Origin of the sequence: Humibacter albus DSM 18994 (assembly GCF_000421825.1) — a bacterium.
Classification (GTDB): Bacteria; Actinomycetota; Actinomycetes; order Actinomycetales; family Microbacteriaceae; genus Humibacter; species Humibacter albus.
Genome location: NZ_ATXT01000019.1, coordinates 105,757 through 118,943, shown reverse-complemented (window position 1 = coordinate 118,943; position 13,187 = coordinate 105,757). Strand labels below are relative to the sequence as shown.

At 67.9% G+C, this 13,187-nt stretch carries 6 protein-coding genes; 2 read left to right on the top strand and 4 right to left on the bottom strand.

Translation table 11 applies throughout. The features are described from left to right. Positions 1-57 precede the first annotated feature (57 nt). Both H623_RS22295 and H623_RS0116040 read left to right on the top strand, forming a co-directional pair. Entirely contained in the window at positions 58-1,878 is a 1,821-nt protein-coding gene (locus tag H623_RS22295; protein WP_022901947.1) for an LPXTG cell wall anchor domain-containing protein, read from the top strand. A gap of 263 nt (positions 1,879-2,141) precedes the next feature. Then, on the top strand, positions 2,142-2,654 hold the full coding sequence (locus tag H623_RS0116040; RefSeq protein WP_022901946.1) for a mycothiol transferase: 513 nt from the start codon (positions 2,142-2,144) through the stop codon (positions 2,652-2,654). An 18-nt stretch (positions 2,655-2,672) separates the two neighbouring features. Here the strand turns inward: H623_RS0116040 and H623_RS0116035 are convergent, their stop codons facing one another. The 4 genes from H623_RS0116035 to H623_RS20545 form a co-directional block, all read right to left on the bottom strand. Continuing rightward, the gene (locus tag H623_RS0116035) at positions 2,673-5,474 is read right to left on the bottom strand and encodes a glycosyl hydrolase (RefSeq protein WP_022901945.1); all 2,802 of its coding nucleotides are present in this window, start codon (positions 5,472-5,474) and stop codon (positions 2,673-2,675) included. Next, positions 5,471-6,781: an alpha/beta hydrolase gene (locus H623_RS20550; protein WP_022901944.1), complete on the bottom strand. Its 1,311-nt coding sequence runs from the start codon at positions 6,779-6,781 to the stop codon at positions 5,471-5,473. The genes H623_RS0116035 and H623_RS20550 overlap by 4 nt, the downstream gene beginning before the upstream one ends. Continuing rightward, the gene (locus tag H623_RS0116025) at positions 6,778-8,118 is read right to left on the bottom strand and encodes an ABC transporter substrate-binding protein (protein ID WP_022901943.1); all 1,341 of its coding nucleotides are present in this window, start codon (positions 8,116-8,118) and stop codon (positions 6,778-6,780) included. Before H623_RS0116025 ends, H623_RS20550 begins: the two co-directional genes overlap by 4 nt. 291 nt (positions 8,119-8,409) lie before the next feature. Beyond that, the gene (locus H623_RS20545) at positions 8,410-13,068 is read right to left on the bottom strand and encodes a carboxypeptidase regulatory-like domain-containing protein (RefSeq protein WP_022901942.1); all 4,659 of its coding nucleotides are present in this window, start codon (positions 13,066-13,068) and stop codon (positions 8,410-8,412) included. Positions 13,069-13,187: the final 119 nt, after the last annotated feature.

Below are 13,187 nucleotides of genomic sequence, written 5' to 3'. Positions count from 1 at the left end.
CGGTTGCCGAGCCGATGGGAGGATGTGCGGGGCCTGGTGATGAGGGGAGCGCGACACATGTATCCACGCGAGGCGTCCGGACGGCACGGCCGGATCCAGGGCCGGGTCATCCGCACAACCTGGCGGGTCTGCGGCGCCGCGACGACCGTCGTCGCGGCGTGCGGGTTCGCGTTGCTGTCAGCACCGCCGGCGCAGGCCGCGACATCCGCCGTCACGGTCTCCGACGGCGATGGTCTGAGCCGGGCATTCGAGGATGCTGCTGTCGGACAGACCGTGACCGCCACGCTCACCCAAGAAATTTCGGTGTCCGATCTCGTGCTGGACCTGACCGGCGGAACGCTCATCCTCGACCTGGCCGGTCACCCGCTGAGTGTGACCGCGCCCGCTGGCGAGACCGCGTTGACGGTCGAGCAGGGTGCGACCCTCAGGATCACGGGCGGCGGCTCAGCGTCGTTCGTCGGCGGTGCCGGCGTGGGCGGGGCGACTGGAATGTCGCCGGGACCGAGCGGCAGCGCAGCGAATGGCTCGAGTGGTGCTAGCGACCATCGTGAAGACAGCGCATTCGGTGGCCCTGGTGCGCCCGGAGGCGCGGGACGCGAGCTCGGACAATCCGGTGGCGCGGGCGGCAATGGCGGCCTCGCGCTCTCAGCGGCGAGTGACGCCATAGGTGGACCGGGTGGCAACGGTGGATCCGGAGCTGCCGGAGGAGACGGCGGTGTCGGGGGTGCGGGTGGCGCTGCGACTGCGTCTGTTGATGGCGCAACGGCCGTCGGCGGCAGCGGTGGGGACGGAGGAGCCGCTGGGATGGCCGGGAACGGCGGAAACGGGGGAGCCGGTGGTTCGGCCACCACACAGGGGCAACTTGCATTCACCATAGGCGGCGCGGGAGGGAACGGCGGCAGCGGCGGCAGTGGCCCAAACGGCGGCACTGGCGGCACCGGCGGCACCGGGGTTTCGAATAGCGGCCAGATCAGCGTGAACGACGGCAGCGAGGTGATAGGAACGGGCGGCGTCGGTGGCGCCGGTGGTGCGGGGGGCGCAGGCATGGCGGGCGGTTCCGGCGGCGTTGGCGGCACGGCGGAGCCCGTAGCGCCGCAGGGCACGGCGGTGGGCGGTGTCGGCGGAAATGGCGGCTCGGGTGGAGACGGTGGCGCGGGAGGTGCCGGCGGTGACGGCGGCGCCGGCTTCGTCAGCACCGGCGCGTTGACCGTATTCGGCGGGGACGTTTCCGCGCGACCCGGCACTCCTGGAGTCGGCGGTTCGGGCGGTGCCGCCGGAACCGGCGGAGCTGGCGGCGCCGGTGGCGCGACGCTTCTCGGGATACCGGTACCCGGGGTCGCGGGTGCCGACGGCGCAGACGGCGTCGCGGGTGCCGACGGTGCGCTGGGTGGCGCGGGCGCAGGATTCGCGCTGGCTTCCACGAGCGTGATCGGTGCCGATACCCCGCTGTCGGCGGTGGTCCCGCAGGCGGCCGCGACGGGGATCCTGCACGCGAACAACGGAACGTCGCAGCAGTGGTCCTTCCAGGCCTCCACGCTCGGTCAGGCACTGGATGCACTGGCCGCGTCCGGCACGGACTTCCCCACGTATGCAGCCCACACACTCGACGGTTGGTCCGCGACGGCGAACGGTGGGAGCCTCCTCTCGGCAGACACCGACTTCGGCTCGAGCGGCAGCGTTGTGGATGTCTATGCGCAGTGGAGCGCGACCCCGGCCTCGAACACCGGGTCGACCTCAAGCAGACCGGTGACTGTCTCGTCGGCCTCACTGGCTGCGACCGGGAGCGATGCTGTGCCGTGGCTGCTCGGCGGTGGCCTGCTCCTCGCCGCGGGTGGCGCTCTCGTCGTCGGCCGACGACGGTTCTCGACCCGTGGCTGAGATGCCTGTGCAGTGAACTCCAAGCGGTGGTTCAACAGGGGGTAGAAGGCGGTCCGCTCATTGACTGCTGGCTACCAGTTCGTGTTCACGTTCCTCACGAACCTGGGCGAGCCTGCGCGCGGAACGCGTTCGCGGCGGCGCTCCCGGTGGTCGAAGGCGCATGTTCGGCCGGGCTGTTGCATTCTTCCGCGGTGGCGTCGGCGCGTTCCACGTAGCGTGTCGTAAGGGTTGTCGGACCCGCCCCACGAGAACACGGAGGACACATGGACACCAGAGAACTTCTGTCGGATGCCGTCGAGCGCATCGGCCAGGGTGTGCAACGTCTGCTGAAGGATGTCGACCGCGAGCTGCTGACGTTCCGTGCCGATCCGCAGGCCAACACGATCGCCTGGCTCGTCTGGCACCTCACCCGCGGTCAGGACGCGCAGGTGGCCGACGTCTACGGACTCGAACAGGTGTGGGATGCCGGTGGCTGGGCCGACCGCTTCGGCCTGCCGTTCGCGCGCTCCGCGACCGGCTATGGGCACTCCAGCGAGGAGGTGGCGGCTGTCGACGCGCCTGCCGAGCTGCTGCTCGGGTACTACGACGCGACTCAGCGCGTGACGCTCGCGCAGCTCGCTGACACGACCGACGCCGACCTCGACCGCGTCGTCGACACGAACTGGAATCCGCCGGTCACGCTCGGCGTGCGGCTCATCAGCATCATCGACGACGACGTGAAACACCTCGGCCAGGCCGAATACGTGAAGGGCCTCGCGCAGCGCGCCACGGACTGACCGCCGCGCACTCCGGCGTCAGCCGTCGCTCCAGCGCAGCCGGGGCGTCGCGAGCAGGCCGGAGCGCAGGCCCTGGGCTGCGGCATCCAGGTCCTGCATGCGGAAGCGCGTGCCGTAGCGTTCGCGCGACAGCGTCACGAGGGCGTCGACCTCGCTCCTCACGTTCTCGTCAGCGAGGGCGGCGGCCGTGCTGTTCGAGACCGTGATGCGCAGCGTGTTTCGACCAGGGCGCATCGCGGCCGTGATGTCGAGCGTGTACGGCGGCGAAAAGACGAGGCCGCACGGGTGTCCGTTGACCTCGACCTCGGCGACGTCGGCCACCGGTGGACTCATGCGCACCCGGTACGACGCGCCGCGGATGCCCGCGGCGTCGAGTTCGCGCTCGTCCTCCGGCAGTGCATCGCCGAGGTCGAGCAGCACGCGCACAGGGAGCCGGTGCGGCCAGAGCAGCCCGGCATCGAACTCGCACTCGTACAGCGCGGACCCGGCGAATCCCGGTCGGTGCTCCTGCCAGTCGTGCGGGAAGACGACGGCCTGTTCCTCGCCGGCGTCCGACCTGGCTTGCGCGCTGAGTGCCGCACCCGATTCACCGTCGGCCTCCGCCGCCGGCTCGTGGCTCCCACGAACACCAGCACCGAACCGCACCCGCCAGCCGGAGCCCAGTTCCTGCTCGCCGGCAAGCACGGGGTGCGCTGCGGTGATCGAATCGCGCACTCGGATGCCGTCGGTCACCAGCACCACCGCCTCGTACGGGGCGAGTCGCACCTGCGGCGGCATGTCCGCGCTCCCCGAGTCGAGGACGGAGCCGCCCGCGGCATGGCCGGCACTGCCCTCGACCAGCTCGCTCGCCGCGCCGTCGCCTGTGCCGCCGCCCATGCCGCCTGCCGTGTTGTTCTCGGCACTCCAGAGCTGCCACCCGCTCTGCATCGAGCGCGGGACCGCGGTGAACGCGGCATCCGTCGGTCCGGTGTTGACCAAGACGTACACGTCGCCGGTCGGCAGCGAACGATGGATGAACCCGATGTGCTCGGAGGCGGGCTCGATGTCGAGATCGGGACGCCTGTGGTGACGAAGAGTCTCGGTGAGCTGGTGCGGCTGAACGCTGTCGAATCCGGCGTCGGCACGATCCCCCGATTCGAAGGCATCCGCCGACGAGCCCACTCGGCCGCGGACGGCGATGACGGGAACTCCCCGGACGCGAGCAGCGGCGAGCACGGAACGCGTGCGCTCGGGCAGCGACGAGACGAACGGGAGAACGACGAGGCAGTCGTGCCCGAGGGCATCCTGCAGTGAGTCGTCGTCGACGAGGTTGAAGTCGAATCCGGCATCGCGGATCGCCGCCGGAATCTCGTCGCCGATGTGGTCGCGCAGCGCGCGCCAGAGGTCGAGCGAGCCGCCTTGCTCGGGTCCCAGGTGCGGGTACACGTCGTCGGCCGGCAGATAGAGCAGCACGTCGCGCACCGGCTCGCCCTGGCGCAGCAGCCAGCTCAAGCGCGTGAGGTACGTCATGAGCGACGGCATGGCCGGCCACCAGGCGTTGCGGTCGTCGAGGGCTCCCGACGCGTAGAAGAACCAGCCCAGGCCGCCGGCATCCGGTGCACTGTACGGCCAGCCGTGGCCGACGAACTGGTTGATGCCGAGAAGGAAGTGCTCGTGCGCCTCGCCTTTGAGATCGAGCGGTGTGGCACGGAACGAGGGGGAGTGCACCCAGGTCCAGGTCTCCGACGAGACGACGGCGCGACCCAGGTGATGCGCTGCGGATGACGCCCAGCGCGTCTGCGTGATCCCGCACCATCCCCATCCCTCGCCTTCGGTCAGGTCGGCGTGGCCATAGCTCATCAGGCGGGCAGGCGGTGTTCCGTAGCTCTGTACGCGGAACGGCATTCCGCGTTCGGCGGCCCAGGCCCGTATTACGTCGAGGAAGTTGTCTTCGTACAGCTCGCCGAGTGTCGCGTAGTACTCCCGGCGGAACGCCGCCGAGCCGGGTGCGTCGAAACGCAGCTTCCAGAGATCGGGGACCAGCTCGTGCCCGCGTCGTCGGGCGAACTCCGCGGCAAGGTCCGGTGTCCAGTTCGCGCCGTAGGCTTCGAGGCTGTCGCAGAATACGGAGTCGATGAGTTCGGCGGGTACCGCCTCGAGCATCGGATCCGCCACTGCGCGCAGGTGCGCGAGCGTCGCCGCAGCACTGTAGTGATCGAGCACCGGACCCTCCGCGCCCGCGGCCGCACGCTTCACCTGCTGCCCGGTGAGCCGGGATCGAGCGATCGCGAGCACGCGCGGTCCGCGTCCTCCGGGAACCAGGATGCGTCCGCCGTGCACCGGCACCTCGGCGAACGCGGAGGGCGGTTCCTGCAGCGATCCGTCACCGACGTAGACGGCGATGAGCTCGTCGTGCGGATACCCGTCGTCGGCTCTCGCCTCGAGCTCGGCCGCGCCGATGTCGCGCACATCCCACCGGAGCGCGCGGGCGGCCGTCTCCGGCCCGATGTGCGGCCCGCCGAACGACCAGCCGCTGCCGAGTGTGAGGTCGAACCCCAACCCGAGCGAGCGAGCGGTCTGCGCCGCGAACCGCAGGTCCGACAGAAGTCCGGGGGAGACGAACGGATGCTCCACCGCAGACAGCGGGTATTCGAACGCGACCTCGACCCCGCCGATGCCGGCGTCGCGCATCGCGGTGAGCTCGCGCTCGAGCTCGCCTCGTTCCACGTCGGGTCCGAACCACCACCAGCGCATGCGCGGCCGACACTGTGCCGGCGGTGCGACGAACGTCGCAAAAAGCTCGTTGCCGGATGCCGTCTCGTGCTCGGGTGCCGTATTCATGGCTCTCCTTGCTCTCGGTTCTCGGACTTCACTGCAGCTGATCGGCGCGCCGACGCTGCCGGGCGAGGTTCGTGGGGGACGGGCGCCGGTCCCGCCGCCCAGGCGTCGAAGAAGTCCTCCGCCGCACACATCATGTCGTCGCCGAACTCGTGCCCGCAGTCGAAGAACCTGCCGTCGTATCCCTCGACCGACTCGAGCATCCGGTCTGCGTCGTGCATGCCGGAGCGGGGGAAGAGCGGGTCGCGCTCGCCGTAGAGCACGAGCATCCGTCGGAACGATCCGACCCGTGCGAGCTCCGGCCAGTCGCACAGCTGCGGTAGGCCGGGACTGTGCAGCAGCCAGGAGTGGGTCTCGATGTAATCCGGCATGAGCGAACCGAAAGTCGCCATCATGCAGGCGATGGCAACGGCGCTGATGCGGTCGTCGAGGGCGCCGAGCAGGTGTGCCCGCCCCCCGCCACCCGAGAACCCGACCGCGCCCAGACGGTTCGCGTCCACTCCCGGAAGCCCGCTGAGCACATCGAGCGCGATGAGGTCGTCGGCGACGACCATGCCGGCGAACGTCTGACCGAGTGCACCCGCCGCCTTCGCGATCAGGTTCTCGTGCAGGTTGGAGACCGCGTCGAACACCTCATCGGGAGTCGGCTCGTGCCGCTCGGCTGCCCATAGTGCCATCAGCGCGTCGCGGTCACGCGCGAGCTTGGGCGGCGGCGACGAGAGGTCGAACCTTCTGCTCGCCCACGAGAACGTGTCGTGGGCAAGCACGACGAATCCGCGCTTGGCGAGCCGATTCGCCCAGGCGCCGGGATTCTCGCCGTGCACGTCGACGAGCTGTGCCGCGCCGGTCGACCGGCGTCCGCCGTGCTGATGCAGCGCGAGGATGCCCGGCAAGCGCCGGCCCTTGTCCTCGCCGAAGCGTGCGCCTCCGCCGGCGCTCGCGTGCGCGTTCTCGTCGGCCTCCGCCTGTCCGCCCCCGTGGGCGCGAGGCCCCGCGCTGTCGGCAGGTCGCAGTTCCCACGCCTCGGTCGCGGGTCCGTAGGGAGTGCGCCAGCGCAAGGGTGTGATCGCGACTCCGTCCCGCACGGTCGTCTCACCGCGCTGCACTCGCGGCGGCGCAGGCGAGCGTCTCAGGCCGAGAACGTTCGCGAGCGCCTGCACCGAGGCATCCGCTGCGACGAAGGACGGTGTGGCGGATGCCTGTGCCGGCCAGTCCTCGTATCCGGGTACGGCCGACGGCCGGGCGATGGAGTCTCCCATCGCCCGGCCGTCTCGTGCGGCGGCAGCCGCCGCGGAGTTGTCGTCGATCACGAAGCGGCTGCCATGAGCCCCTTCAGTTCGGTCGTGAATGCGGCGGCAGCGGCTGCCGGGGTGGCGCGGCCGAAGATCACGTCCTGCGTGTGGCGCTGCGCGACGGCGGCGGCCGTGCTGGTGCCCTTCGGCGGCACCGGCGGCACCCACTTGATCTCGCTCTTGATGTCTTGCAGGTACTGCACCCCGAGCTGATCGGTCTCGGTCAGCAACGGCTTCACCACTGCGAGCACCTTCTCGTTCACAGGGACGGCGCGTTCGGCCAGCTGGAGCTTCGCGGCCTTCGTGCTGTTCAGGAAGTAGTTGATGATGCCGCCCGCCTGCGACGGGTACTTCGTCTGCGCCCCGATCGACCAGTACATCGACGGCTTGTAGTACACGCCGTTCTTCTTGGCGGAACCGGCGAGGCTCGGCGGCCGGAGCAGCGCCAGGTCTCCCTTGTTCGACTGCTGGTACGCCGTGATCTGGTTGCTCCACATCCAGCCGAAGCCGACCTCGCCCTTGCCGAAGAGCGTCTGCTCCGTGGACGCACCGATGTCGTTCGTGAACTGGGCAGGGGTCGGCCCGGCTCCGCTGTCGAACAGCTTCTTGACCAGCTCGAACCAGCTGGTGAGAGCGTCCACCTTGAATCCGATCTTGCCCTTGTCGGTGTAGAGCTGTTGGTCGTGCTGGTGCAGCCAGATCTGCAGGTCCTGGTCACCGGCGTTCCAGTTCGAACCGCTGAAGTCGCCTCCCGAACCCTTCTTGAGCTTCTCGCAGATGTCGAGGAAGTCGTCCCAGGTCCACGTCTTGTCGTCCGGCAGGTCGACGCCCGCCTTCTTGAACAGCGTCTTGTTCGCGCCAACGCCGTAGGCGTTGTTCCCGGTCGGGATGCCGTAGAGCTTGCCGTCCAGAGTGCCCGCGGAGAGCGACGACTTGAGCGGCGTCAGATCGATGCTGGCGACCTTCGACATGTCGAGGAGCGCGCCGCGGCCGCCGTACTCGGCGATGTACGCCTGGTCCATCTGGATGACGTCGGGCTCGGTGTGACCCGCGACCTGCGTCGAGAGCTTGGTCCAGTACGTGGCCCACTCGCCGGGGGCGGGGTTGAACGTGACCTTGGGGTGCTCGCCGGTGTACTGCTTGAGTATCTTCTCCGTGTAGGCGGTGCGAACGGGATTGCTCCACCACTCGAAGTTCAGGTTCGCCTTCTTGAACGCGTCGCCTGCGGCGGCCGTGGAGCCGCTTCCGCTTGCGGATCCGGTAGCGGAGGTACCGCACCCGGCGAGCAGGAAAGTGGTGCCGATCCCGGTGAGTGCGAGCGCGCCGAATTGGCGCCGCGAGAGCTGCTGTGACATGTGGCCTCCTTGCCAGTCGACATGCTGTGATTCAGTGTCGGGGAAACGCTTTCTCGACCCGTCCGCCCACATTATGACGAGGCATTTTGAATCGTGTCAAGCATTCGGGGACAATTTGAGAAATCGCTTTCTCGCAGCCAGTGTAGACGGATTCGTGAGGATCGTTCGCTGTCGTGTCGCGAACGTTACACAGTGACGTTCTCGAGGAGTCGCAACGGCCAGTGGCTCATGCAGGCCATGACGTAGTCCCGGGAGCGCCGTCCTCCCGCGTTTCCAAGGGTGTCTGGCGAGTCATCCCACGATCTTCCATGGACCGTTCGCGACCGTCGGCTCCTGGTCTCGCGTCCACCATTGCGCCACGTAGAGCGCGCCCTTGTAACTCACGATGTCGCCGGCGGTGAAGATGCGTGAAGCGGTCCAGAGCACGGTTCCGTCGTCTGTAGTCGAGACCAGCTCCCAGGGACCGTTCGCGTCGCCGGGCGCCTGGTCGCGGGTCCAGTAGGCGGCCTCGTACAGTCGTCCTTGGTAGATGGCCTCGTCTCCCGCGGTGAAGATGCGGGAGGCGGTCCAGACGGCGGTGCCGTCGGCTGCCGTTCTCACTTGCTGCCAGGGACCGGTCGGATCGCCGGGCGTCTGATTCCTGCTCCACCACGACGCGGTCCACAAAGTGTCCTGATAGACCGCGGTGTCGTTCGCGGTGTAGGTCGTGGCGGCGTTCCATGCCGGAGCGAAGACGAATATCGCAGTCGCGCTCGCCGCCACCGCCCCGCTTCCGGTGAGACCTGCGCGCACGGTGAATGTCACCGGAACGGAGCCGGCTTCAGCCGAGGACCAACCGACAGCGGTCACGTCCGATTCCGCAAGTACGACGGTCGATCCGTCGGAGAGCGTACCTCGGAGCACGGCGCTGCCCGTCTGCGGCGCTCCGACGGCGAACGCTTCCTTCGCCGGCACGACGGACAATGCTTTCACGGCGGGGGCCAGTGCGGACTCGGCGGCATCGATCGCCTGGGAAGCAGCATCCACCTGCACCTGCGTGGAGCTCGCGTTCGCGACGACCATTGCGCCGGCGTCCCTCGCCGTGATCAGCGGTGCCCAGCTGTCGGCACTGAACTGTGTCGGGTCGAGTGCGTCGACATCGGCGATCGCGCCCGTGAGCACCGAGAAGTCGACGGCTTTGCGCGTCACGTCGATGACGTAACCGGCGGAGTCTCCGGGGTAGGAATCCACCGTGACGGTGATCGAGTTCGCACCCGGTTGCACCGGGACGGTCGCCTCCGTGGCACCGACGGGAAGCTGCTCCCCGTTCACCTGAACCCGTTGCCCTCCCCAGCCGAGCTGCCAGTGCAGGTGCACAGAGGTCGTGGTGGAGCCCAGCTGCGTGGTGACGTTGTATGGCTTGTCGGTTCCCACGCGGTCACTAACGAATGCCGGGTCGAGCGTGAGCCCGTCGAGCGAGAGATCGCGCAGCTGCGCCAGCTGGTCCGGATTGGTCCGGGTGAGAACGACGGTGTAGGTGTTCTGGGCGCCGTTCTCGGCGGTCACGACGATCGGAATCCGCGTGGTCACCACGGCCTCATCGTCGTCTTCCTGTGCCAGGGCGACGTCGACGGGGCTGCCGCTCGAGACGGGGGCGCCGTCGACCGTCGTCGACGCGAACGGGCTTCCTGATGCGGCGGTGATCGTGACCGTCTCGTCGTACGGGTTCGTGGTTCCGAGGTAGCTGTGCGCGTCGCCCGATGGCGTCAGGACGAGGTCGCCGCTCGCCGTCTGGGCGCTCAGCGAACCGAGCGACGCGTCGTCGTAGTCGACGGGCGTCCCGGTGTTCACCCGGAAGTAGTCGACGAGCATGTCACCGACGTTCGAGGCATTCACGAAGAAGTCGAAGTAGTCGAGCGAGTCCACCTTCGTGCGCAGCGGCTGGTCGGTGAGCACAGGCGTGTCCATGTCGTCGATGTAGAGGTCGAAAGTACCGGTGTCGAGATCGACGACGTTCCGTACGGTGTACCACTGGCCGATCGTGTAGTCAGCTACGTTCTTCACGCTGCTGGAGCCGGTCACGTTGTGCGTGATGACCTTGCCCCGGGAGAATCCGAACGTCGCCGCCGGATCCGTGGATGACGCGGGCTTCGAGGCGTTCCATCCGGAAGCGGCGTACGAATACATCGCCACCTGGTTCGCGGACGTGTTCGTGCTGGTCCGCGCGATTCGCGCCTCGAGCGTCACGGTGCCGGTGAGGTCGAGCGCTGAGGTGTTGTGCACGGCCAGAACGCCGGAGCTGGAGCTGGTCTTGGCGATGTCGAGGTACTTGTTGCCCGGGCGTGAAGGATCGTCGACCACGGTGATCGAACCGACCGAGGCATCCGTGCTCGCAACGAGCTGGCCGTCGTTCGTCTGGGTGAAATCACCGGGGGAGTTGTCGTCGAACGTCTCGTTGATCGCGTAATGCGTCTGGGTGACGACGGCGGAGAGCACGAGGTCGACGGTGGCTGTACGAGCGGCCTTCACGGCGACCCCTGATTGCGATGCGGTCTGGAAACCGGTCTTGCTGGCCGAGACCGTGTAGTCCGTCCCGCTGGCCACCGGGGCGATCGAATAGTCGCCGTCGGCGTCGGTGGTCGCCGTGCCGACGGTCTTCGTGTCCTGTGTCACGGTCACTGTCGCGCCGGCCAGCGCTTTGCCCTTGGCCGTGATGGTGCCCGCCACGGTTCCCGTTGTGATCGTCGTCGTGCCGAGTGCGAGATCCTGATCCAGAGTCTGACCGCCGGTGACGGTCACCGCTACGGAGTCGCCGTCGGCGTAATCGTCCGCCGAAGGCGTGAGCGTGTAATCACCGGCTTGCACTTCGAGCCAATAGCGTCCGGCGGAGTCGGTGGTGACCGAGGCGGCTCCGTAGGTCACTCGGGCGTTCGGCACCGGTTCGCCGTCCTGATCCCCAACGACTCCGACGACGACCGCTTTCCCGTCGGCGGGGCGATAGGACGCAGGACCGATGGTCGGCGGCGTTGTCAGCGCGTTGCCGAAGAAGTCGACGCTGGTCGGCAGCTGGCTGCTCTCGTCGTCACCGGTGGCGTGGAAGCCCGGTGCGAGCTGCGAGAGATCGACGGGTGCTCCGGCGGCGATCAACGGGGACGACGCAGAGCCTGGCTCGATGGCGGTGATCGCCTTCGCCGGGTCTGTCACTTGCGGATCGGAGGTGACGGGGTCGGAGTCCTGAGCGGGAGCCGTGACGCCGGGCCCGTAGTAGGCGTTGTGCGAGAACGTGACGCCGGGGTAGTCGGCTTGGAGCGCGGCTCCACTCGCCGACGCGAGCGTGTTGACGAAGACGTTGTTGTACAGGTAGTGCCTGTTCTTGTCGACCAGAACGCTGCTGTTGCTGCCCGACGAGTTGAAGAAGCCCACGGTGTTGTTCGACGACGGCGTGCGCGTGTTGTACATCAGGTTGTTGTAGATGATGTTGAGGCCGGAGTCGCCGTGCGGATTCACGTAGTTTCGTGCGACGTCCTCGATCACGTTGTAGCGCACAACCGAGGTGCCGAAGCCGAATCCGCAGAGCAGAACGCCCTCGCCCGAGTCGTGCACGTAGTTGCCCTGCATCACGATGTTCGACGTGCCGCGGTCCCCGTCCATCCCGTTGGAGTCCGCAGCGTTGGCGCGTTGCTCGACGTCGGCGATCTCGTTGTTCTGCACGACGATGTTGTCGGAGTAGTACATCTCGATTCCGGAGACACCGGCGCCATCGATCAAGTTGTCTCGTACTGTCGCGCCCTGAACGCTGGTGAGGTAGAGCGAGTCCCAGCCGTATTGCGTGTCGCGGTTGGTGAGGTAGTTGCCCGAGATGTCGATGTCGGTGTGCGGCCGCCAATCGGGATCTTCCGTGATGACGCCGGTGTTGCTCGCCTTGGCCATGGCTCGGTCGCCCCAACCCGGAGCGCGGTTCTGGTAGCGGTCCGTGCCCATGCCCGAGAACTGCTTGAAGATGACGTTCGCGAACGACGTGTCGGCGATGTAATTGTCGCGGATGGTGACGTCGTGGAACTGCGAAGCGGTCTGACTGTCGCCCTTGAGCCCTTCGAAGAGGATGCCGCCGGTGCGCTTCGAGCGATCGAGGCCGGAATTGCCGACCGACCAGGTCACGCCGCTGACGTCGTGCACGAAGACGTGGTGGATGACGAAGCCGGCGAGCGTGCCCGCGTCCGAACCCTGAATGTGGATGCCGCGCAGATCGCCGGTCAGCGGGTTCTCTTCACCCGGAAGGAGTCCCTTTCCCGAGGCGGGCTCCCAGGTGGACGGGTCGAAACCGTCGGTGACATTGCTGATGTCGAGGTTCGAGATGTCCCAGTGCTGCTGGTTCGTGAGCTGCAGCACGTCGTTGACGACACCGCGGCCTTCCAGCTTCGGTGCGTCGCCCGTGCCGTAGCTCGAGATGACTATCGGATCCGCGGCGGATCCCGATCCTTCCGGAGCGAGCAGGGCCGTCGGCGCAGCCTCCGTCACATCCGTCGGAACGCCGTCGTCCCACGTCGTGTAGTCGTACGCTTCCTTTGCCACCGCATCGCCCTGCGCGCTCCAGCTGCTCCCCGCTTTGAGGAGGATGCGATCGCCCGGCTGAAAGACCTTCGTATTGACGTTCGCGAACGACTTCCACGCCGTCGCCGCGCTCGTGCCGTCCTGGGAGTCGTCGCCGTCGTGCGAGTCGACGTAGTACGTCGTTCCGGTCGCGTCGGGCGCCGTTCCATCGGCGACTGCGAGCGCGTCGTCGTTCACGATGCTCCGACCAGAAGACCGAAGCTGGTCCTTCCCGGTGTATCCGGTGAAGCCCGTGTTCGACGGTGCCGCCGCGGTGGCCGCGGGAGAGAAAACGAGTGCCGCCGCGATAGTACCGATGGCCGCGGCCAGCGCGAGCGCGGCTCGGCCTCGTGATCGTGGTGCCGGGGAGAACAGGGACATCGGTGTTCCTTTCGCTGCTGCGCGAGCCTGACGCCACACGACGTGCCGCGACTTGCCGAGTCGTGTGTCGAGCAGGGGGTACGACGTCGTGGCTCTGCTGCGACGCACCGTCTCGGCTC

Bases quoted from the DNA above. Each gene is read 5' to 3' on its own strand.
- H623_RS22295 (WP_022901947.1), top strand. From the start codon at position 58: ATGTATCCACGCGAGGCGTCCGGACGGCACGGCCGGATCCAGGGCCGG.
- H623_RS0116040 (WP_022901946.1), top strand. From the start codon at position 2,142: ATGGACACCAGAGAACTTCTGTCGGATGCCGTCGAGCGCATCGGCCAG.
- H623_RS0116035 (WP_022901945.1), bottom strand. From the start codon at position 5,474: ATGAATACGGCACCCGAGCACGAGACGGCATCCGGCAACGAGCTTTTT.
- H623_RS0116025 (WP_022901943.1), bottom strand. From the start codon at position 8,118: ATGTCACAGCAGCTCTCGCGGCGCCAATTCGGCGCGCTCGCACTCACC.
- H623_RS20545 (WP_022901942.1), bottom strand. From the start codon at position 13,068: ATGTCCCTGTTCTCCCCGGCACCACGATCACGAGGCCGAGCCGCGCTC.